The 19,859-nt window shown below is 69.2% G+C and carries 21 protein-coding genes and 2 tRNA genes; 14 read left to right on the top strand and 9 right to left on the bottom strand.

Features of this window, described 5'->3' with window-relative positions:
* The first annotated feature begins 27 nt into the window (after window positions 1-27).
* The 7 genes from MMB17_RS24500 (at window position 28) to MMB17_RS24470 (ending at window position 5,575) form a co-directional block, all read left to right on the top strand.
* Window positions 28-522 (top strand): gluconokinase, encoded by a 495-nt coding sequence (locus MMB17_RS24500; RefSeq protein WP_241102289.1) that lies wholly within the window; start codon window positions 28-30, stop codon window positions 520-522.
* Window positions 523-565: 43 nt separating this feature from the next.
* Entirely contained in the window at window positions 566-1,369 is an 804-nt protein-coding gene (locus MMB17_RS24495) for a Cof-type HAD-IIB family hydrolase (protein WP_241100577.1), read from the top strand.
* 177 nt (window positions 1,370-1,546) lie between these two features.
* A complete protein-coding gene (locus tag MMB17_RS24490) occupies window positions 1,547-2,437 on the top strand; it encodes a transglycosylase SLT domain-containing protein (RefSeq protein WP_241100576.1) in 891 nt (296 codons plus the stop codon).
* A 293-nt stretch (window positions 2,438-2,730) separates the two neighbouring features.
* Complete coding sequence (locus MMB17_RS24485; protein ID WP_241102288.1) at window positions 2,731-3,642, top strand: helix-turn-helix transcriptional regulator; 912 nt, start codon at window positions 2,731-2,733, stop codon at window positions 3,640-3,642.
* A 223-nt stretch (window positions 3,643-3,865) separates the two neighbouring features.
* On the top strand, window positions 3,866-4,729 hold the full coding sequence (cysE, locus tag MMB17_RS24480; protein WP_238309994.1) for a serine O-acetyltransferase: 864 nt from the start codon (window positions 3,866-3,868) through the stop codon (window positions 4,727-4,729).
* 189 nt (window positions 4,730-4,918) lie between these two features.
* Window positions 4,919-5,134: a DUF3126 family protein gene (locus MMB17_RS24475; RefSeq protein ID WP_238309995.1), complete on the top strand. Its 216-nt coding sequence runs from the start codon at window positions 4,919-4,921 to the stop codon at window positions 5,132-5,134.
* A gap of 111 nt (window positions 5,135-5,245) precedes the next feature.
* Complete coding sequence (locus tag MMB17_RS24470) at window positions 5,246-5,575, top strand: DUF6949 family protein (RefSeq protein ID WP_241100575.1); 330 nt, start codon at window positions 5,246-5,248, stop codon at window positions 5,573-5,575.
* A 71-nt stretch (window positions 5,576-5,646) separates the two neighbouring features.
* On the opposite strand, the gene MMB17_RS24465 is transcribed toward MMB17_RS24470, so the two are convergent.
* From MMB17_RS24465 to MMB17_RS24450, 4 genes are all read right to left on the bottom strand, one after another.
* The gene (locus tag MMB17_RS24465) at window positions 5,647-6,336 is read right to left on the bottom strand and encodes a transglutaminase-like cysteine peptidase (protein ID WP_241100574.1); all 690 of its coding nucleotides are present in this window, start codon (window positions 6,334-6,336) and stop codon (window positions 5,647-5,649) included.
* Window positions 6,337-6,492: 156 nt separating this feature from the next.
* Complete coding sequence (locus MMB17_RS24460) at window positions 6,493-7,128, bottom strand: transglutaminase-like cysteine peptidase (RefSeq protein WP_241100573.1); 636 nt, start codon at window positions 7,126-7,128, stop codon at window positions 6,493-6,495.
* Window positions 7,129-7,355: 227 nt separating this feature from the next.
* On the bottom strand, window positions 7,356-7,982 hold the full coding sequence (locus MMB17_RS24455; RefSeq protein WP_241100572.1) for a PilZ domain-containing protein: 627 nt from the start codon (window positions 7,980-7,982) through the stop codon (window positions 7,356-7,358).
* Window positions 7,983-8,098: 116 nt separating this feature from the next.
* A complete protein-coding gene (locus tag MMB17_RS24450; RefSeq protein ID WP_241100571.1) occupies window positions 8,099-8,740 on the bottom strand; it encodes a PAS domain-containing protein in 642 nt (213 codons plus the stop codon).
* Between the two features lie 485 nt (window positions 8,741-9,225).
* Here MMB17_RS24450 and MMB17_RS24445 point away from each other — a divergent pair, with 485 nt between their 5' ends.
* Together MMB17_RS24445 and MMB17_RS24440 are read left to right on the top strand one after the other, a co-directional pair.
* Window positions 9,226-10,041 (top strand): rhomboid family intramembrane serine protease, encoded by an 816-nt coding sequence (locus tag MMB17_RS24445; RefSeq protein WP_241100570.1) that lies wholly within the window; start codon window positions 9,226-9,228, stop codon window positions 10,039-10,041.
* A gap of 164 nt (window positions 10,042-10,205) precedes the next feature.
* Entirely contained in the window at window positions 10,206-10,637 is a 432-nt protein-coding gene (locus MMB17_RS24440; RefSeq protein WP_238310002.1) for a CBS domain-containing protein, read from the top strand.
* 70 nt (window positions 10,638-10,707) lie between these two features.
* Here MMB17_RS24440 and MMB17_RS24435 read toward each other — a convergent pair whose 3' ends face one another.
* The 3 genes from MMB17_RS24435 to MMB17_RS24425 form a co-directional block, all read right to left on the bottom strand.
* Complete coding sequence (locus tag MMB17_RS24435) at window positions 10,708-11,973, bottom strand: aminopeptidase (protein ID WP_241100569.1); 1,266 nt, start codon at window positions 11,971-11,973, stop codon at window positions 10,708-10,710.
* Window positions 11,974-12,130: 157 nt separating this feature from the next.
* Window positions 12,131-12,424 (bottom strand): DUF2218 domain-containing protein, encoded by a 294-nt coding sequence (locus MMB17_RS24430; protein ID WP_238310004.1) that lies wholly within the window; start codon window positions 12,422-12,424, stop codon window positions 12,131-12,133.
* A gap of 338 nt (window positions 12,425-12,762) precedes the next feature.
* Window positions 12,763-14,217 carry an FAD-binding oxidoreductase gene (locus MMB17_RS24425; RefSeq protein ID WP_241100568.1) on the bottom strand — a complete coding sequence of 485 codons (1,455 nt, stop codon included), beginning with the start codon at window positions 14,215-14,217 and terminating at the stop codon, window positions 12,763-12,765.
* Window positions 14,218-14,301: 84 nt separating this feature from the next.
* Between MMB17_RS24425 and MMB17_RS24420 the strand changes: the two genes are divergently transcribed.
* The 4 genes from MMB17_RS24420 (at window position 14,302) to MMB17_RS24405 (ending at window position 15,879) form a co-directional block, all read left to right on the top strand.
* Entirely contained in the window at window positions 14,302-15,000 is a 699-nt protein-coding gene (locus MMB17_RS24420) for a fumarylacetoacetate hydrolase family protein (RefSeq protein ID WP_241100567.1), read from the top strand.
* 38 nt (window positions 15,001-15,038) lie between these two features.
* Window positions 15,039-15,515, top strand: coding sequence for an NUDIX domain-containing protein (locus MMB17_RS24415; protein WP_241100566.1), 477 nt, complete (start codon window positions 15,039-15,041; stop codon window positions 15,513-15,515).
* Window positions 15,516-15,625: 110 nt separating this feature from the next.
* A tRNA-Gly gene (locus MMB17_RS24410) sits at window positions 15,626-15,700 on the top strand.
* A 104-nt stretch (window positions 15,701-15,804) separates the two neighbouring features.
* Window positions 15,805-15,879 (top strand) — tRNA-Gly (locus MMB17_RS24405).
* Window positions 15,880-15,963: 84 nt separating this feature from the next.
* Here the strand turns inward: MMB17_RS24405 and MMB17_RS24400 are convergent.
* Window positions 15,964-16,311, bottom strand: a complete 348-nt coding sequence (locus MMB17_RS24400) for a hypothetical protein (RefSeq protein ID WP_238310008.1) — start codon at window positions 16,309-16,311, stop codon at window positions 15,964-15,966.
* A gap of 305 nt (window positions 16,312-16,616) precedes the next feature.
* On the opposite strand from MMB17_RS24400, the gene MMB17_RS24395 reads away from it, so the two are divergent.
* A complete protein-coding gene (locus MMB17_RS24395; RefSeq protein WP_241100565.1) occupies window positions 16,617-17,312 on the top strand; it encodes a GntR family transcriptional regulator in 696 nt (231 codons plus the stop codon).
* A gap of 6 nt (window positions 17,313-17,318) precedes the next feature.
* Here the strand turns inward: MMB17_RS24395 and bamA are convergent, their stop codons facing one another.
* Window positions 17,319-19,769 (bottom strand): outer membrane protein assembly factor BamA, encoded by a 2,451-nt coding sequence (bamA, locus tag MMB17_RS24390; protein WP_241102287.1) that lies wholly within the window; start codon window positions 19,767-19,769, stop codon window positions 17,319-17,321.
* Between the last annotated feature and the right edge of the window lie 90 nt (window positions 19,770-19,859).

Here is a 19,859-nt window from a genome sequence, read left to right as displayed (position 1 = left end):
GCCGACACGCCGCAGGTGCTCTTGGTGATGGGCGTCTCGGGCTCCGGGAAGAGTACGGTGGCAAGCCTGCTGGCGCAGCGCCTCGCCTGGCCCTTCGTCGATGGCGACGACCTGCATTCCGCCGACCATATCGCGAAGATGCGCTCCGGCCACGCCCTCGACGAAGCCGACCGAACGCCCTGGCTCGCCCGGATCGGCGCTTGGATCGACGCCCGGCTGAAGGCGGGCGAATCCGGCGTCATCGTCTGCTCGGCCCTTCGGCGGGCCTATCGCGATACCTTGGTGCGGGACCGCGCGGTGCGCATCGTCTATCTCGAAGGAAACCGCGGCCTGATCGCGGAGCGGCTCGCCGCCCGGCGCGGCCATTTCATGCCGGGCTCCCTCCTCGACAGCCAGTTCGCCGCCCTGGAGCCGCCCGGGCCCGACGAGGATCCCATCACCGTCTCGATCGAAGACCCGCCCGACGCGATCGTGGCCGCGATCTGCGCCCGGCTGGACCTTCCGGCTGGTGATACAGGTTGAGGCGGGCACCCGTTCCGAAACCGCCTCTCGTCGAAGGTCGCGCATGGACATCGCCCTGGTCGTCTCGGACGTGGACGGGACGCTCGTCACCACCGACAAAAGGCTGACGCCGGCGACCGTCGCAGCGGTTCGGCGGCTGCAGGCGGCCGGTATCGCCTTCACGCTGGCCTCGAGCCGGCCGCCGATCGGCCTTAAGGCGCTCGTCGAAGCCCTGGACCTCAGCCTGCCGCTTGGTGCGTTTAATGGGGCTGCGATCGTGCGACCGGACCTCAGCCCTGTCGCACAGACGCTGCTGCAGGAGGATACGGCCCAGGCGGTCGCCGGGCGCCTCGAAGCCGCCGGGGTGGATCTCTGGATCTTCGCGCAGGGCGCCTGGATCCTGCGCGATCCGGACGGCGCCTACACGGATCTGGAAGCCCGGACGGTCGGCGCCGCCCCGCGGGTGGTCCCGGACCTCGCGCCCTTCCTGGCCTCCGCCTCCAAGCTCGTCGGCGTCTCCCGCAACGTCGGGCTGCTGCATGACCTCGAGCGCGATCTGTCGGACGCCTTCGCCGGGCGGGCCGCCATCCACCGGTCGCAGCCCTATTACCTCGACGTCACCCCGCCCCATGTCGACAAGGGAAGCTTCGTGAGTTGGATCGCCGAGAGCCTCGGGATCGGCCCGGACCGGATCGCCACCCTGGGGGATGCCGGCAACGACGTCGCCCTGTTCCGGCGCGGCCGGCTCTCCATCGCCATGGGCAACGCGGCGCCGGAGGTGCAGCGGGCCGCCTCCGCCATCACCGCCTCCAACGATGCCGACGGATTCGCCGAGGCGGTCGACCGGCTGATCCTGCCGCGCCGCTGACGGGCGGGCGGCCTCGATTCGGACCGCACCGAGGGCCGAAGCTGTGCCATTCCTGCGACAGCCTCCCCCGAAACCGCCACGCCTCCACAGCCGAGCCTGCCCGAACCGCTTTCTCGCCTCATTTGCCCGCGACCCAGGCGAGAGAACTGAGCCGTTAGAAACAAACCCGGGTCGACCATGCTCCAACGCGCCCTGCTCGCTGCCTTGATCGCCGCCGCCACGCAGGTGCCCGCGACGGTCCAGGCCCAGGACGGCACCCGGGACAACATCAACCAGCTCATCGAGGAGCAGGCCCGCGCCAACAAGGTGCCCGCCGCCTTCGTGCACCGCGTGGTCAAGCGCGAGAGCAACTACAACCCGAAGGCCAAGGGCGGCTCGGCCCTCGGCCTCATGCAGATCAAGCACGCCACCGCCCGCGGCATGGGCTATTCCGGCGATGCGGCCGGCCTGTACGATCCGGCGACGAACCTCAAATACGGCATCGCCTATCTCGCTGGCGCCTATCGCGCCGCCCAGGGCGACCTCGATCAGGCCTATCGCTACTACAATCGCGGCTACTACTACGTCGCCAAGCGCCTCGGCATCGTGAACGAGACCGCCGAGGTCGACACGGCCTCCCCCCCGGCCGCCACGCAGGTCGCCGCAGCGCAATCCGCCTCCGGCTTCGACGGCCTGTTCGGCCCGAAGGCGCAGCCCGCCTCCGCCGCGGCCAATCCGAACCAGGCCCTGGCCTATGCCGGCGGCGCGATGCCCGCTCAGGCAGTCGAGGTGCCGCTGCCGCCGATGCGGCCCGCCGCGCTGGTGGGTGGGGCCGTCTATGCCGCGCTCGAGCCCGCCGCCGCGCCCCAGGCTGCTCCGGTTCCGTCCGCCCCCGCGCCGATGCCGGCCGCCTCCGCGGCAGCCGCGCCCGTGGTCGTGGCCGCCGCGGATGCGGTGGAAGTGCCCCTGCCGCCGGTGCGGCCGAGCAACATGATGCTGGCCGCGGTCGCCAAGCCCGCTCCGGTCGCTCTCAGGCCGCGGACGGACATGCCGGTTCTCGAAGCCGCCGCTCTTCCCGCAGCGCAATAACGATTGTATGGGAGCAACCGCGCCTGTAATCGTTTTCAAGCGATTGTCGGCGCCGCACCCGATTCTTGTCGCCGGCTTTCCTCGGATCGGCTTGATCCCAGGAACGGACGACCTCAGATGGGGATCGAGCGCGGCCCGCTCGCGTGAAATTGGTCCGGTGGTTGCAGGAGACGGCGCGTATTGCCTTTCCGAATGCCGGATCGGGGCGATATTCTCCATCGGCCGCCGGCGGTCGACGCCGGCAACGATTCCCGTTCCGGCGCCTCATGAGTAACGAAGTGACGGACGACGCCATGACCGGCGCCATCGATCAAGAAGCCGCCTTCCTGAGCGAGCTCGGACGCAGGGTACGCAATGCCCGCACCGTGCGCGGCCTCTCGCGCAAACTGCTCTCCCAGACGTCCGGCCTGTCGGAGCGCTATATCGCGCAGCTCGAGGGCGGGCAGGGCAACGTCTCGATCATCCTGCTGCGGCGCGTCGCCAACGCCATGGGCGTTCGGCTGGACGATCTCATCGCCGGTCAGGACACGCCGGCCGAGTGGCGCATCGTGCGCGATCTGCTCGAACACGCCACGACGGACCAGGTGGCCGCGGCCAAGGCGGCCCTCGCCGGGACGCCCGCCCTCGGGGCAGGCGGCGGGCAGCCGCGGGTCGCCCTGATCGGCCTGCGCGGCGCCGGCAAGTCGACGCTCGGCAAGCTCGCCGCGGCGCGCCTCGGCTGGACCTTCGTCGAGCTCAACGCCGAGATCGAGCGGGAAAACGCCCTCTCGGTGAAAGAGATCTTCGCGATCTACGGCCAGGAAGGCTATCGCCGCCTGGAGCAGAAGGCCCTGCGCCGCCTCACCGAACATCCCGGCCCGGTCATTCTCGCCACCGGCGGCAGCATCGTTGCCGAGCCGCTCACCTACGATCTGCTGCTCCAGTCCTTCTTCACGATCTGGCTGCAGGCCCGGCCGGAGGAGCATCTGCAGCGGGTGCGCGACCAGGGCCATCTCGCCGCCACAGGCGACCAGGCCTCGGCGCTGGAGGATCTGAGGGCCGTGCTGCTCAGCCGCGAGCCGCTCTATGCCCGCGCCTCGGCCGCCGTCGATACCTCGGAGGTCCCGGTGCCGCAGATGCTGGAGCGGGTCGTGGCGGCGATCCAGGCCCGCTTCGGCATCGCCGCCCCGGGCAGCGCCTCGGGTCTCGAGCAGGAGTCGGCCTGACAGGCACCGCCCCCTTGATGCGGGGGCGGGGGCGCACCACGCTAAGCTGCAAGGCACCGCGGCAGGGAGGACAATCCCTTTCCCGGCGGCCAGGAACGGCGATCCGTTCTCCGAGCGGGCGCGTGCGGCACAGGATTCGACCGGATCTTCGCAAAGCGTTACTCCGGTCGTGGCATGCTGACCTCCCTGCCGGGGTCCCATGCCCCAGGTCGAGGAGGAGCTCATGTCCGCCAGCGCGTCCGTCAACCCGACCCACCGGGGGACGGAAGGCATTGCCGGCGTCGTCGATCCGCTCTGGAGCCGCGTCCGCTCGGAGGCGGAATCCGTGCTGCGGGACGAGCCGCAGCTCGCCTCCTTCCTGGTCTCGACCATCCTCAACCACCCGACGCTCGAGGCCGCGGTCTCGCAGCGGGTGGCGGCCCGCCTCGGCCATCCCTCCCTGCCGACCGACCTCGTCGCCCACGGCTTCCATGAGGCGCTCGCCGACGATGCCCGGATCGGGCAGGCCCTGCGCGCCGACATCGCCGCGGTGCTGGACCGCGATCCGGCCACGACCCGGGCGCTGGAGCCGGTGCTCTATTTCAAGGGTTTCCACGCGATCCAGGCGCATCGTCTCGCCCATTGGTACTGGGGCCACGGGCGGCGCGACCTCGCCCTCTACCTGCAGAGCCGCTCCTCCGAGGTCTTCCAGACCGACATCCATCCGGCGGCCCGGATCGGCCGCGGCGTCTTCCTCGACCACGCCACCGGGCTCGTCGTCGGCTCCACCGCGGTGATCGAGGACGACGTGTCGATCCTGCATGCGGTCACCCTCGGCGGCACCGGCAAACATGGCGGCGATCGTCACCCGAAGATCCGCCACGGCGTGATGATCGGTGCGGGCGCCAAGATCCTCGGCAACATCGAGGTCGGGGAATGCGCCCGGGTCGCCGCGGGCTCGGTGGTGCTGCGGGACGTGCCCGCCCACACCACCGTCGTCGGCGTGCCCGCACGGGTCGTCGGCGCGGCCGGCTGCGCGGAACCCTCCCGCTCCATGGACCAGCTCGTCGCGATGAGCGACTTCATCGACATCGCCGGCGGCATCTGAACCCGGATCCGCCTGCCGGGGATCTCGCGGATGTCCGAAGGCGTCTCGTCTCTCGGCCGGACGCGCTTGCCCGCCGCGCCGCATCATGGCAAGCCGCCGCCATCCCCGCACGTCCCCGGCTGCCGGAAGATCCCGAGGCCGCCGGTGCGAGCCGTGCCGCATGCCCTCCCGAACCCGAAAGGCCGAAGCGTGAACAAGACCGACATCGCGAAGGTGCAGAGCTACCTCCGCCGCACCTTCGCCAACACGAACATCCGCGTCGTCGGCCGCCCGAAGAAGGACGATTCCGCCGAGGTCTATATCGGCGAGGAGTTCCTCGGGGTCGTCTCCGAGGACAAGGAGGACGGCGACAACTCCTTCCAGTTCAACATGGCGATCCTCGACATCGACCTCGACGAGGAGTGAGCCGGAGGGGCAGCGACCTGTGGGCAGCGTTTACCCTGCCCACGGGTTTTGCTTAACACTTCGTTAAAGGGGCGGCAGAGTGCACGCGTCGGCAAACGCGGAGCGTGCACCATGGGTCTTTCCCCCTCGTCCATCGAGTCGATCCAGACCCTCTGCATCGGCCTGGCCCTGGCGGGGCTGCTGGCCAGCGCCTTCGAGCTCGTCACCGAACGCCGGGCGAGCTTCACCCTTCTGGAGAGGGGCGGCGTCTTCGCGGTGGCGGCGCTGCCGATGCTGGCCTTCAGCGCGCCCTTCATCATCCTGCGCAACACCCTGCGCGGACGCCGCATCGAGCGGCGGCCGATGCCCTTCGTGATGATCGCGACGATGATCGCCTGCGGCTGGAGCCTCGTCTCGGGCCGCGTCGCCCTCGACCTCGCCCATCTCGTCGTCGGCGGCTGAGGCGGTCTTCGCCCGGCCTTCCGGAGAGAGGAGGCCGCCCCGGTCCCGACCGGGCCCGGAGACGACGCTCCCTACCGGTTGGCGGTGGTGACGGGGGAAGCGCCGTTGTTGAGGGAGACCCAGGCCTTGCCCTCCTGGCCCTCGCGCTTGATGAAGCTGTAGCCGGTGTTCTGCCAGGCCAGCACGGCATTGGTCTTGTTGTCGAGGATGAAGTCGCCCCGGTCGGTGCGGACCATCAGCACGGCGTGGCCCTCGCCGATATCGTCGATCACCACGGTCATGCGCAGCGCCCGGCGCGGCAGGCCGCGCTCGACCAGCATGCGGCGCTTGAGCAGCTGCATGTCCTCGCAATCGCCGAAACCGTCATCGGGATAGTCCCAGCGGTCGACCACGCCCCAATGGGCCATGTCGGTGATCGGCTTGATGCGGGCGTTCACCCGGCGCGTCACGCCGGAGAGCATGCGCCACACCGCGGGCGTCAGGGTGATCTTCTCCGGCTCCGCCGTGTTGACGGTGCATTCCGCGGGCATGCGGTTGCAGAAGTCGTTCCAGGCCGCCACCGGCCGGGCGGCCGCCCCCTCCTCCGCGACGCTGCCATGGTCCGGAAGCGCCGCCACCGTCCGCGCCTGGGTGGAGGCGCCACCGATGAGAAGGAGGCTGGCGACCACGCTCAGATGCGCGGTGCGGCGGAGGCGGTTCCGGAGGGCGGCGCGCCCGATCGCCGTGCCGCCATCGACGCAACGCAGAACCGCGTACCGCATGATCCGGAGCCCAGCCGCCACTTCCCGATCATGAAGCTGGCATGACGGTCGCCGGAGCTCAACACGAAAGTTAAACCAAGGGTAACGCGCGACACTGGCTACCCGTTCCACGATAGGACGCCCCAAAATGATGAGCCGCCCTCGTGAGTCCTGCGCTTAGCGATTGGCAGTTGTCGTCGGCGGTGTGACTCCGCCTAGCGAGACCCATGCCACCGCCTCCTGCGACTCGCGCTTGATGAAGGTGTAGCCGGTCTCCTGCCAGGACAGAACCGCGCTGGTCTTGTTGTCGAGGATGAACTCGCCGCGGTCGGTGAGCAGGGTGAGGACGGCGTGGCCCTCGCCCTTCTCGTCGATCACCACGGTCATGCGCATGGCTCGCCGCGGCAGGCCGGCATCGGCCAGCAGACGGCGCTTGAGCAGCTGGAAATCCTCGCAATCGCCGCGGCCGTCCTCGGCGAGATCCCAGTGGTCGGGCCGGCCCCAATGCTCGGGGTCCGTGACCGCCTCGATGCTGCGGTTGATCCGGCGGTTCACCGCGTTGACCATCGACCAGACCGCGGGGGTGAGGACGATGCGCGTGGGCTCGGCGGTGTCGACCGCGCATTCCGTGGCATAGGCCTGGCAGAAATCGATCCAGGCGGCGAGCGGCTTGGCGGCGCCGAGCACGTCGAGGCTCATCCGAGGCGTGGGCAGGGCCGCGACGGTCTGCGCGGATGCGGTCACCGGGACCAGGGCCAGCGCCGCCGCGAGCCCCATGCCGAGAACCTTGAGAGAGAAGACCGCCTGCTGCATCGCCGCCATCCGCTGGAATGGGGCGAGAATGCGTTGGGCCCTGCTCCGGCGGCCTGAAGCCGATCCGAACAATTTTATCGAATTTCGGCCTGGACCGGGGCGCTTGGGAGCAGGGGCAACGACACCGTGCGGCTTTTCTTAAAACCGTCCCGGCCGGATTCAGGATCGGTGAACCATCCGCACGGGGGAAAAGGCATGCGGGGCGGCGGGCCGCCCGGCGGAACGCGTCAGAGCGTCAGGCCTTCGTGGAAGTCGTCGGCCGGGATCGGCAGCATGAACTGGGCGCCGATGCCGCCCTCGAAATAGCGCACCACCCGGCCCGGCGTGTTGCCGACCATCACAGGCGTGCCGAGCGGCGGCGCGATGCTGGTGGCGAGCGCGACGCCCGACATCGACACGTCGATGATGCGCGCCGGCGCCTCGCGGCCATTGTCGAGGCGCAGCAGAACGGCGCTGCGGGTCGGCACCAGACGCTCGTGGGTCCGGCCCTCCGGCAGGCCCAGCATCTCGCGATTGGCGAGCCAGGTCAGCTGCGAGGCGATCTTCTCGCGCTTGCGCGCGGTGGCGACGATGCGCGCGGCGAGCCCGGTGCGCGTGTGGCGGACGATCACGCCCTCGATGCGGCCAATCTGCTCGATATAGAGCACGATGCGCTCACCGAGCGCGCCGACGACCGCGCAGGTGATGCGGATCCCGCCGGGCGACATGTCCACGGTCTGGCAGGGAAACTCGCGCCGATCCGACAGCATGTAGCGGCCGAGCAACGCCACCGGCACCCGCTGGTGGCGGCGCTGGTCTGCCGCTCCCACCGGGGCGGGGGCGAAAGCAACGGCACGGGCGGCAGCCTCGATCATGTCGTCTCTGCGTTCGAGGGGCGCGGGATCACACCCTCGAACGTTGCACGACAGAAGTTACCAAAGGCTTGAACCAAAGGAAGTTGGTAACCCTAGATTATAATCGGTTGTACACTTCAAGTCCTGCCGCCGGGATGCACCATCAGATGCCCCCGACGCCAGGGACGCGAATCGTTGGCCGGCGGCGGGATCGTCGCGATCAGCGGCATCCGCTCGCCCGGCGGCGGGTCGAGGGGGACGAAGGCGGGGAGGGGGCCCCTCAGGACGCGCTGGGAGACCGCCTCCAGCCGCACGATCGGGCGCAGGCCGAACCAGTGCGGCACGTGGAAGGGGCTCAGGGCCCCGAGCAGCCGCGATCGCGTCCGGCCCCGGTGCCGCAGCGGCAGGAGCAGCAATTCGAGATCGAGCGCCTCGCCCTGCCTGGTCCGGCCCTTCAGCCCGGCGATCAGACCGACCCTGTCGCAGGCGACGGTCTCGACCAGGTGCTGGGGATGGGCGAGGGAGGAGGGCGCCATGCCGTCCCCCCACAGGCCGGCGAAGGCGGTGTCGCGCAGCTCGCGCCCGAACATGGCGCAGAGGCGCGTGCCCCCGATCCGGATCACCGCCTCCTCCGCCGGGGCCTCGATCTCCAGGATCAGGCTGTCCGCCAGCAGGTTGCGGATCGCCCCGGGCTCGATCTCGCTGCGCTCCGGGGCGCTGCGCTCGCCCCGCAGGCGATCCCAGTAGGCATGGAGCAATCGGCTCGTCGGATGCTTCATGTCGTTCCGAATCGTAAGGGCCGGCGGCCCGACCCGACGAAGACTCGATTCCCTGCGGGATGGGCGCCGCCAGCGGCCCGCCTCCTCAAGCTCTCGCACAGGCAGACGCCCGAACGGAACCTCGGCTCCGGGACGCCAACAATTAAGTTTCTGTTAAGGTTAACAGCCGGTTGACGTTGCCAGAGCGAGGGCAGCGGGCGACTATGCCTCATCGGATCGGAGCGCGGATGCCGCCGAGATCCACGATGGTGATGACCCGAGATTGCGAAGTCTTGACAGAGGAGGGGCCGCGTCGCGGTCCACGCCAATCCCAAGGTCCGGTCGGCGTGCCGCAGCGTTCGTGCGGCGATCCTTTCTGAAAGGGAGAGCGGAAACGCTCTCCCTTCTTTTTTTCTGGAATCCGGCGGATTTCACATGGCCCGCAGGCCGGGATGCGGCGCCTGGAGGGCTTGCGGCGGCGGCGCGAGGCCCGACATGGTGACGGCATGGATGCCTCCCCCGATTTCCCGCGCCAGAGCCGCGTGCCCGTCTTCAACATGCCCGGCATCGTCACGGCGGCGATCGCGCTCCTCCTGGGGCTCCATGCCTTGCGCACGGTCCTCCCGGACAGCTGGGACATCGCACTGCTGCTCGATCTCGCCTTCATCCCCGGCCGCTGGACCGCCGCGATCGACCCCTCCCGGGCCGCCGACATCATCTCCGCCGCCGGGACGGGGAGCGGCGGGACCGAGATCGCCGCGGCGCGGGAGGAATTCGCGCGCTATCTCGTCGCCCAGCCCTCGGCGAGCCCCTGGACCTTCGCGACCTACGCGCTGCTGCACGGGTCCTGGATGCACGTGATCTTCAACACGGTCTGGCTCGCCGCCTTCGGCTCGCCCGTGGCGCGCCGCTACGGCTCCCTGCGCTGGCTGGTGCTGGCGATCGCGGGCGCCGTGGCCGGCGCGCTCCTGCATCTCCTGATCGATCCCTTGAGCACGATGCCGCTGGTCGGAGCCTCCGCCGGCATCTCCGCGCTGATGGCCGCCGCCGCCCGCTTCGTGTTTCAGCCGCCGGCCCGCTTCACGCCTTCCGTGCCCTGGCAATTGCCGCCGGAGCCGCGGCTCCAGACCCTGCCCGAGCTGATGGGCAACCGCACCGCCGTGCTGTTCCTGGCCGTCTGGCTCGTCACGAACCTGCTGTTCGGCCTCGCCGCCATCCCGCTCGGGGGCGAGGACGGGCCGATCGCCTGGGACGCGCATCTCGGCGGCTTCGCGGTCGGCTTCTTCCTGCTTCCCCTGCTGGAGCGCCGGATACGCACTTAAGTGCATTATTCCGCAAGATTAGGCATGATTTTGCTATCCACATCGTGAAGACCGCTTGCCAGGACGGTGCGGTCGACCCACAATCGTGGATGAGATCGGGAGAAACCCGGCCTGCAACCTGCGCCGCAGGGGCTGGCGGCGCGTCTGTCCAGGGAGGGACATTCATGAGCGTCGCTCGCATCCTTGCCGAGAAGGGGAATGCCGTCGTCACGGTGCCGCCACACCGCACCATCGACGAGGCGATCCATCTCCTGGCCGAAAAGCGCATCGGCGCCCTCGTCGTGACCGGCGCCGAAGGACGTGTCCTCGGCATCCTGTCGGAGCGTGACGTGATGCGGGCGCTCGCCTCCGATGCAGGCAGCGCCTTCGACCAGCCGGTCTCCCGCTACATGACGAGCAAGGTCGTCACCTGCACCCGCCGCGCCACGGTGGAGGAGGTGATGGAGACCATGACCGAAGGCCGTTTCCGCCACCTGCCTGTGGTGGAGGAGGGACGCCTGCTCGGCGTCGTCTCCATCGGCGATGTGGTCAAGCGCCGGATCGCCGCCGTCGAGGCCGAGCATCAGGCGATGCGCGACTACATCACCATGGCCTGACCCGGCCGCGATCGCCGCGACACGAGCCGCAGCCCCCGGGCCGCGGCTCTTTCCGTTTGCGAGGGAGGCGTCAGTTCGCCCACTCGCCGGCGCGCATCACCGGCACCGCCGCGCCGTCGGCGGCGAGGCCGTCCACGTCGATCTCGGCCGAGCCGATCATCCAGTCGATATGGATCAGGCTGCGGTTGGCGCCGCGGGCGGAGAGGTCGTCCTCGCTCAGGCCCTCGCCACCCTCCACGAAGCACTTCGAATAGGCCTGGCCGAGGGCGATGTGGCTCGCGGCGTTCTCGTCGTAGAGGGTGTTGTAGAACAGGAGCCCGGAGGCCGAGATCGCCGAGGAGGCGGGCACCAGGGCGACTTCGCCGAGGCGGGCCGCGCCCTCGTCGGTCTCCAGCACCTTGGCGAGCACGTCCCCGCCGGTGCGGGCACTCGCCTCGACGATCCGGCCGCCTTCGAAGCGGACGCGGATGCCGTCGATCAGGGTGCCCTGGTAGGACAGGGGCTTGGTGCTCGAAACGAAGCCCTCCACCCGCGCCTTGTGCGGCGTGGTGAAGACCTCCTCCGTCGGGATGTTGGCGTTGCAGACGATGCCGTTCTTGGCCCGGGCCGCACCGCCGCACCAAGCATGGTCGTCGGCGAGCCCGACCGTGAGGTCGGTGCCCGGCCCGCGGAAGCGCAGGGCCGAGAAGCGCCGCGCGTTCAGCCATTCCGTGCGGGCATGGAGCGCCCGGTTATGCGCCTCCCAGGCCGCGATCGGATCCGGCCCATCGACCCGCGAGGCCTTGAAGATCGCGTCCCACAGGCGCGCGACCGCCTCGTGCGGGTCGAGATCCGGGAAGACCGTCCGCGCCCAGGCCGGGGTGGCGGCGGAGATGATGGTCCAGTTGATCGAGAAGCCCGCGATCAATTCCAGGGCCGGCACATAGGCCTTGGAGCGGGCCCGGTTCGCGCGGGAGACCTTTCCGGGATCCTGCCCGGCCAGCAGGGAGGGATCGTCGCCGGAGATGGCGAGGCGGGCGGCCCCGTTGCGATAGGCTTCGGCCATGCCGCCATAGAGCCAGCCGGCCGCCGCATCGAAGGCCTCGTCGGGGGCGTGGGCGAAGCGCGCCAAGGTGGCGGCCTCGTCCGTGTAGAGCGTCGTCACCAGGGAGGCGCCGGCCTTGTAGGCCTGCTCGGTGACCGCGCGTGCGAGGGGAACCGCGTCGAGGGGAGCGGTGACGATGAGTTCCTGCCCCGGCTCCAGTCCGAGACCGACCCGAACCGCGACCTGCGCGAGGCGGTCGAGCCGCTCCTCGAAGGCAGCGGCCGCCACCTTCCCATCGAACGCAACGTTCATTCCTCAAGTCCCAGGCTGATGGCGATGCGCCATCCTAGCCGATCGGGGCGGAATCGCGCAGGGCGGCGCCATCATTGTCTCGCGAGCGCGCCGAACCGTCACAGGCTCCGCGCAACCGGCCCGCGATGGGCCGCCGAAGGGGCGGCGTCCAGCCGCCTCAGGCGGCGCGCGACCAGATGATCTCGCCGAGATGCTCGCGGAAGGCGAAGCGCAGCAGATGATCGGCGACCACGTTCTCGAGCCGGGTCAGGCCGGCGGCATCCGGGGTGGCGACCTTCATCACCAGGGCGTCGGGGCTCGCATCGAAGGTGCAGATGCGGTCCTCGCCGAAGGGGACGACGCCGTGATCGCCGGTCTCCTCGACGGGAAACTTGTGGCTCCAGTGGCGGCAGAGCTGTTTCAGGTAGCGGTTGGCTTCCGAGGTCGGCACACGCGCCTGAGACGTCGGCATCGGTAGGGTCTCCTCATCAAATCGCGAATCGGGGGCCGCTCACGACGGCCCCGTCGTCATGGGCCGCATCTTCCAACCGCGCGCGGCGATATTGCGGCGCAAGAGGATTCGCGGCCCTCGAAGGGCGATGCTGGCCCAGGGCGGTGCCGAAACGGTTAACGTGCGTATAATTCACAGGCACGCCCCCTGTGTTCCGCGCATCGTCCCAGAGCGTTGCGGCCGGCGGCTTCCCGCGACCGCATTGCAGCATCATGAGAGGATTTTGTGCGATGCACAACACACGTCAATGCCTGCCGGGGGATTAAATGAGCCGGCGCGTCAGTGGGGAATGTGCGGGCTCACACAGGCAGCGCCGGGGGCGCCTCGTCGGAAAGGGCCACGACCTTGCCGGGATTGAGCAGGTTCTGCGGGTCGAACTCCCGCTTCAGGCGCCGCATCAGGTCGAGGCCGACCGGATCGCCATAAAGAACAAGCTCGTCGCGCTTGATCAGGCCGATGCCGTGCTCCGCCGAGATCGACCCGTCCATGGCATGCACAATGTCGTGAACGATGCGGTTGAACTGACCCCATTCCGCCAGGAAGGCCGGGCGATCCATCCCGACGGGCTGGCTCAGGTTGAAGTGCACGTTGCCGTCGCCGAAATGGCCGAAGGCGCAGACGCGCAGGCCCGGCATGGCCGCCTCGCAGGCGGCGCTCGCGGCCTCGATGAAATCGGGCAGGCGCGAGAGCGGCACCGAGACGTCGTGCTTGATCGAGCCGCCCTCGGCCTTCTGCACCTCGGGCAGCAGCTCGCGCAGGCGCCAGAGGCCGGCATTCTGCGCCTCGCTCCCGCCGATCGTGGCATCCTTGGCGAGCCCCGCCTCGAGCGCCTCGGCGAGCAGGGTCTCGAGCTCCGCCCGGGTATCGGCACCGGGGCGGGCCGAGGAAAGCTCGACGAGGGCATAGGCGCCGTGGTCGCCGGCCAGGGGCCGGGTCACGCCTCGGCCATGGGCGAGCACGATCTCCAGGCCGAAGCGCGGCATGAACTCGAAGGCGGTGAGGTCACGGTCGGCCGCCCGGCGCAGCCGCTCGAACAAAGCGAGGGCCTCGCGCGCCGAGGCCAGCCCGACGAAGCCGACGCTGCGCGAGAGCGGCTTCGGAAAAAGCTTCATGCAGGCGGCAGTGATGATGCCGAGGGTGCCCTCCGAGCCGACGAAGAGGTGCTTCAGGTCATAGCCGGTGTTGTTCTTGCGCAGGCGCTTCAGGCCGTTCCAGATCCGCCCGTCCGCCAGGACCACTTCGAGGCCGAGCACGAGGTCGCGGGTATTGCCATAGGCGAGCACGGCAGTGCCGCCGGCATTGGTGGCGAGCGCCCCGCCGATGCGCACCGAGCCCTCCGCCGCCCAGGACAGGGGGAACAGCATGCCCGCGGCCTCCGCCGCCGCCTGCATGTCGGCGAGCACCGCGCCGGCCTCGACGGTGATGCTGGCATCGATCGGGTCGACGGAGCGGATGGCGTCGAGCCGGGCGAGGGAGAGCACGATGCCCCCCAGCGGCAGGCCGCCGCCGACGAGGCCGGTATTGCCGCCCTGCGCCACCACCGGCACCCCGGCCTGAGCACAGGCGGCGACGGTGAAGGCGACCTCCGCGGTATCCTTCGGGCGCACGGCCGCCAGCGCCTTGCCGCGATAGAGCCCGCGCGATTCGACGAGATAGGGCGCGAGATCCTCCGGCGCCGTGAGCACATGCGCCGGGCCCAGCCGTTCGGCGAGGGCGGCGAGCAGGGGATGGGGAGTCTCGGAGCCTTGCGTCATCGTGGATGGCGGCCTGCGTCGGGCCGACTAGATAGCCGTGCAGCGCCGGCTTTGCACCCGGGGCCCCATCCTGGAAATCCGGCCATGTTGTCCGTCATCCCCAATCCCGTCCGCGTCGCGCTCCCCGTCATCGGCACCGAGGATTTCTTTCCGGTGCGCCGGGTCTATTGCGTCGGGCGCAATTACGGCGCCCATGCCCGCGAGATGGGGTCCGATCCCGACCGGGAGCCGCCCTTCTTCTTCATGAAGCCGGCCGATGCCCTCCAGGTGGTGCCGACCGGCGAGACCGTCGCGCATCCCTATCCCCCGGGCACCAGCAACTACCATTTCGAGGTGGAGATGGTGGCCGCCCTCGGCACGGGCGGCCGCGACATCCCCGTCGACCGGGCGCTGGCCCATGTCTACGGCTACGCGGTGGGCCTCGACATGACCCGGCGCGACCTGCAGGACGAGGCCAAGCGCCTGTCGCGGCCCTGGGACCTCGGCAAGGCCGCCGACGCCTCGGGTCCGATCGGCCCGCTTCGCCCGGCCGCGGCGATCGGGCATCCGGATCGGGGCGCCATCACCCTCCATGTCGACGGGAGGCTGCGCCAGAGCGGCGATCTCTCGGAGATGATCTGGTCGGTCTCGGAGCAGGTCGCCCTGCTCTCGACCTTCTTCACGCTCCAGCCCGGCGACCTGATCTTCACCGGCACGCCCTCGGGCGTCGGGCCGGTGGCCCGCGGCGAGACCATGAGGGCCGCCATCGACGGGTTGGGCGACATCGCCCTGCGGGTCGCCTGAGGCGCGCTCGGCCGGGAATCGGGTAAGCTCGGCCCATCATGGCCATCAACCTGAACCGCCCGATCCTGCGCGACCTCGCCCACGGCGCCGCCCTGCTGACGCGCGGCATGACGCTCGGCGTGCGCGGCGTCGCCATCGACGCCGCCGGCCGCGTCTGCCTCGTGCGCCACACCTACACCCGGGGCTGGTATCTGCCCGGCGGCGGCATCGAGCCGGGGGAGACGGCGGTGGCGGCGATGGTGCGGGAATTCCGCGAGGAGACCGGCCTCGGGGTCGAGCCCGAGGCCCTGAGCCTGCACGGCTTCTTCCTGAACAAGGCCCATCGCGGTCGCGACCACATCGCCGTCTACGTCGCCGCGGCCTTCACGCCACCGGCCGCGCCCAAGGCGCCGGACCGGGAGATCGCGGAATGCGGCTTCTTCCCCCTCGACGCCCTGCCGGCGGACCTGACCCGGGGATCCCGCGCGCGCCTGCGGGAGATCGCCGACGCCGTGCCGGCCGCCGCGCTTTGGTGAGGCGGCGCAAAAACAGCGTGACCGAACGCTTGCAACGGCCGGCGGAATGGTGTTTAGAGACGCCACCGGCGGCGCCGGGGCCGCGAGGCCTTGACGAAGCGACGGTGTGAGCGGGTGTAGCTCAGGGGTAGAGCACAACCTTGCCAAGGTTGGGGTCGAGGGTTCGAATCCCTTCGCCCGCTCCAGTTTCCAAAAGATTTGAAGGTTCAGCGGCAGGCCGCATTAGCGGTGTGTCGTGCAATGGTTTCGGCGTGAGCCAGGTCGCGAGACCCGACGAAGGCCGGTGTGAGCGGGTGTAGCTCAGGGGTAGAGCACAACCTTGCCAAGGTTGGGGTCGAGGGTTCGAATCCCTTCGCCCGCTCCAATTCTCCAACCGATCCGAATGACCGCCGAGAAGCCGCCTCCGGGCTGCTTTCGTCGTTCCGGGCTCCGGGCCGAAATGCCGGCCTCAGTTCGCGCAGGCGGGGGCCGCGGCCTGCCGGGGCCGGAAGGCGAAGGGCTGCGGCGCCGGCTGGCGGCCCGGCACCTTCTCCCAGCCCGTCCGGTTCTCCTTCAGGCCGTATTCCAGGAAATGGATGAACGGGTTGATCCGGTCGTCCCGCGCCACGTCGGAATTGGCCTCGAGATACCCGACCGTGCTGAAATAGGGGCCGGGATCCCGCCCCTCGCGCCAGCCGATCAGCAGGTAATGCTCCAGGGGCGACAAACGTTGATGGAGCACGTCCGGGTACGACGAGACGTAATAGCCTTCGTCGAAGAAACGCAGCTGCGGCGCGATGGGATTCACGGTCGTCACGGACGGGCAATCCTCTTTACACAACTTCGAGAGGAACGCGGGTTCGAGGGAAGCGGAGCGGAGATGTAGCGCGCGCGTCGTGATGCGGGAACGTGGGCGAAGTACACATTCTCTTGATACGCCCCAGCAATCCCCCGCCACGGCGCGGGCTCCAGACGCGTTCTGGCCGGTTCTCCCGGGAGATGGGCCGATCGTTTCCGGACTGGACCTTCGTCCAACCCGTCACGGAAGCACCTCGACACCTCGCCGACTTGCGCCTAGAATTTGAATGCATTCGTTTTCATTCAAAAAAACTTGATGGCCCGATGAATAAAATCGATCCCGGCATCGGCATCAACCGCCGCTACCTGCACGACGAGGTGGCCGATCGCATGCGCGAGCTCATCCATGCCGGTGAGCTGGAGCCCCGCGCCCGCGTCAACGAGAGCGAGCTGACCGAGAAGTTCGGCATCTCGCGCACGCCCCTGCGGGAGGCGATCAAGATCCTCGCCACCGAGGGCCTGCTGGAACTGCTGCCGAACCGCGGCGCGCGGGTGGCCAGCATCTCGCAGGAGGAGATCGAGGAGATGATCGAGGTGATCGCCGGGCTGGAGGCGACGGCCTGCGAGCTCGCCTGCCGCGTCATCGGCGACGACGAGATCGCGGCCATCGAAGAGAAGCACGCGGCCATGATCGTCGCCTGGCAGGCCCGGGACGAGGGGAGCTATTTCCGCCTCAACCGCGAGATCCACGAGGGGATCATGCTGGCGAGCGGCAACGCCACCCTGCGCGGAATCTATACCAGCCTGTCCGGCCGCACCCAGCGCTCGCGCTACACCGTGCACCAGAGCGAGGCGGAATGGGCGCGCGCCGTCGACGAGCACGAGCGCATGATGCCGCTCCTGCGCGCCCGCGACGGCGATGCGCTCGGCCGGCTGATGCGCTCCCATATCCGCGCCAAGAAGGCCGTCATCGCCGAGGCCTATGGCGAGGATACGGAGCGCACGCTGGTGCCGGCCTGAGCCCTCTCAGAACTTCGTGCCGCCCGAGAACCGGAAGGCCTGCGTCTGGTCCTTGCCGACCCGGCCGTAATAGGTGCCGTCGCTGCCGTAGACGCGGGTGCCCTCGTCCTTGGTGAGGGCGTAGGCGTAGTCGAAGCGGATCGGGCCGAGGGGCGAGTTCCACAGGATCGAGGCGCCGATCGAGGAGCGGATCGTGGCCTTGTCGCGCACGTTCACGCATTCCGGCTCCACGCCGATCGTGTAGGCGCTGTAGGAGCAGCCGCTGGTCGGGCTGTAGCCGTTGATGATGCCGTCGCCGTTCACGTCGAAGGTCTTCTTGCCCTTGTAGCCGAACAGGGTGCCGGCATCGGAGAAGAGCGCGCCCTTCAGGCCGAGGTCCTTCGGCACGCCGGGAAGCGGGAACTGCACCTCCAGGGTGCCGCCGAAATAGGTGGTGCCGCCGAGGGCGTTGGAGCGGGAATCGGTCGTGCCGACGTCGCGCGGGCCGATGCCGTTGATCGCGAAGCCGCGCACCAGCGACGGGCCCATGAAGAACTGGTCGGTGACGCGGAGCGGGTTGCCGTCGGTCGAGCCGATATGGCCGCCCTGGAACTTGATGAAGCCGACCACGTCCTCCCACAATTCCTTGTAGTAGCGGGCCTCGCCGGTCACCCGGTAGAAGTTCGAATCGCCGCCGAGCCCGGCGATGTCGGGCTTCAGCTCCGCGTAGAACCCGTTCTTCGGCGCCTGGAGATTGTCGAGGGTGGAATAAGCGAGCGTCACGCCGACGAGGGAGGTCAGGGTCGAGCCCTGGGCCGACTTGATGGCGATGGAGGCCTCGCCGTCCGCCGCGCAGGTCGGGTAGGTGGCCTGCCCGGCGCTGTTCACGGTGGTGTAGCCGCTGATCGGGTTCGAGCAGTCGTCGTAGGGTTCCTTGAGGGTGTTCGGGACCTTCAACTCGGTGTTGTAGATCGAGTAGCGGAAGGTGACGCCGAAAGTGTCGGTCACGGGCAGGCCGAGACGCAATTGCGTGCCAACCACCGTGGTCTCGTAGCGGGAATAGCGGGCGAGATCGCTGTACTTGTAGAAGGCGTCGATACCCGCCGCCATGCGATAGCCGAGGAAGTACGGCTCGGTGAAGGACAGGTCGACGCCCTTGGCATATTGGCCCGCCTGCACCGCCAGCCGGACATATTGCCCGCGTCCGAGGAAGTTGGATTCGGAGACGGAGACTTCGCCGATGATGCCGTCCTGGGTAGAGTAGCCGCCGGCCACCGAGAACGAGCCCGTGGGCTGATCCTCGACGTCGATGTTGACCACCACCCGGTCCGGCGCCGAGCCCGGCTCGTTGGAGAAGCGCACCTTCTTGAAGAAGCCCAGCCCGTTCAGGCGGCGCTCGGCCCGGTCGACCAGAACGCGGTTGTAGGCATCGCCCTCGCCCAGATCGAGCTCGCGCCGGATCACGTAGTCCCGGGTCCGGGTGTTGCCGCGGATGTTGATGCGCTCGATGTAGACCCGCGGGCCGTCCTCGACCACGAAGCCCAGCGACACCTTGTGGGTGGCCCGGTCGCGCTGGCCCGTCGGCCGCACCTGGGCGAAGGGGTAGCCCTGGCGGTTGACCTCGTTGGTCACCCCCACCAGCGTCTTCTCCACGTCCTCGGCGTTGTAGACGTCGCCGACCTGGGCGCGCACCTCGCCGTCCAGCGCGCCGGTATCGACCCCCGGAACCCGGGCATCCACTGCGACCGCGCCGACCGTGTACTGCTCGCCCTCGTCCACCGTGACGGTGATGACCCAGCCGGCATCCTCCGGCGTCTCGACGTAGCGCGCATCGGCGTTGACGATGCGGAAGTCGGCATAGCCGTTCTTGAGGTAGTAGCGCCGGATGATGTCCAGGTCGTTGGCGATGCGGTCGGGATCGTAGACGTCCGAGGTCTTGATGAACGACAGGAAGTTCATCTCGGAGGAGGTCATCATCCCGCGCAGGGTCGACTCCGAGTAAGCGTTGTTGCCCACGAAGTGGATCTCGCGGATGCCGGTCTTGTCGCCTTCCTCGATCTGGTAGACCACGTCGGTCCGCCCGTTCGGAAGATCCACCAGACGGTAGCTCACCCGCGCCGTCCCACGACCCGAACGCTTGTAAACGTCCCGGATCCGCTCAACGTCGGCGGAGACCTGGGCCGGATCGAGGGGGCCGTGGTCGCGGGTGACGGTGGCGGCCTCGAGCGTGGCCTTCTCGATCTTCTTGTTGCCCTCGAAGACGACGCGGCTGACCGCGCCCTTCTCCTGCACCCGCACCACGATCTTCCCGCCCGCGCTCGCGATCGACACATCCGAGAAATAGCCGCTCGCCAGGAGTTCGCGTCGGGCATCGGCGGGGGCGTTGCTGACGATGGAGCGGATCACCTCGGTGTCGACGCGCCGGTTGCCCTCGACCACGATCTCGGCCGCCGCCGGCAGGCTCGTCAGCGCGGACAGCGCACAGCCGAGGAGAAGGGCATGCCGGAGGGAGGAGGACAGCACCACGATACGCTCGCAAACGACTTCGCTGGGATCCACTGATGCGTG

This window comes from Methylobacterium organophilum, from assembly GCF_022533465.1.
Taxonomy (GTDB): Bacteria; Pseudomonadota; Alphaproteobacteria; order Rhizobiales; family Beijerinckiaceae; genus Methylobacterium; species Methylobacterium organophilum.
This window is presented reverse-complemented; position numbering and strand designations above follow the sequence as displayed.

Bases quoted from the DNA above. Each gene is read 5' to 3' on its own strand.
- MMB17_RS24465 (WP_241100574.1), bottom strand. From the start codon at position 6,336: ATGCGGTACGCGGTTCTGCGTTGCGTCGATGGCGGCACGGCGATCGGG.
- MMB17_RS24450 (WP_241100571.1), bottom strand. From the start codon at position 8,740: ATGAAGCATCCGACGAGCCGATTGCTCCATGCCTACTGGGATCGCCTG.
- MMB17_RS24455 (WP_241100572.1), bottom strand. From the start codon at position 7,982: ATGATCGAGGCTGCCGCCCGTGCCGTTGCTTTCGCCCCCGCCCCGGTG.
- MMB17_RS24445 (WP_241100570.1), top strand. From the start codon at position 9,226: ATGGATGCCTCCCCCGATTTCCCGCGCCAGAGCCGCGTGCCCGTCTTC.
- MMB17_RS24420 (WP_241100567.1), top strand. From the start codon at position 14,302: ATGTTGTCCGTCATCCCCAATCCCGTCCGCGTCGCGCTCCCCGTCATC.
- MMB17_RS24425 (WP_241100568.1), bottom strand. From the start codon at position 14,217: ATGACGCAAGGCTCCGAGACTCCCCATCCCCTGCTCGCCGCCCTCGCC.
- MMB17_RS24440 (WP_238310002.1), top strand. From the start codon at position 10,206: ATGAGCGTCGCTCGCATCCTTGCCGAGAAGGGGAATGCCGTCGTCACG.
- cysE (WP_238309994.1), top strand. From the start codon at position 3,866: ATGTCCGCCAGCGCGTCCGTCAACCCGACCCACCGGGGGACGGAAGGC.
- MMB17_RS24430 (WP_238310004.1), bottom strand. From the start codon at position 12,424: ATGCCGACGTCTCAGGCGCGTGTGCCGACCTCGGAAGCCAACCGCTAC.
- MMB17_RS24470 (WP_241100575.1), top strand. From the start codon at position 5,246: ATGGGTCTTTCCCCCTCGTCCATCGAGTCGATCCAGACCCTCTGCATC.
- MMB17_RS24460 (WP_241100573.1), bottom strand. From the start codon at position 7,128: ATGCAGCAGGCGGTCTTCTCTCTCAAGGTTCTCGGCATGGGGCTCGCG.
- MMB17_RS24435 (WP_241100569.1), bottom strand. From the start codon at position 11,973: ATGAACGTTGCGTTCGATGGGAAGGTGGCGGCCGCTGCCTTCGAGGAG.
- MMB17_RS24495 (WP_241100577.1), top strand. From the start codon at position 566: ATGGACATCGCCCTGGTCGTCTCGGACGTGGACGGGACGCTCGTCACC.
- MMB17_RS24395 (WP_241100565.1), top strand. From the start codon at position 16,617: ATGAATAAAATCGATCCCGGCATCGGCATCAACCGCCGCTACCTGCAC.
- MMB17_RS24415 (WP_241100566.1), top strand. From the start codon at position 15,039: ATGGCCATCAACCTGAACCGCCCGATCCTGCGCGACCTCGCCCACGGC.
- MMB17_RS24485 (WP_241102288.1), top strand. From the start codon at position 2,731: ATGACCGGCGCCATCGATCAAGAAGCCGCCTTCCTGAGCGAGCTCGGA.
- MMB17_RS24500 (WP_241102289.1), top strand. From the start codon at position 28: ATGGGCGTCTCGGGCTCCGGGAAGAGTACGGTGGCAAGCCTGCTGGCG.
- MMB17_RS24490 (WP_241100576.1), top strand. From the start codon at position 1,547: ATGCTCCAACGCGCCCTGCTCGCTGCCTTGATCGCCGCCGCCACGCAG.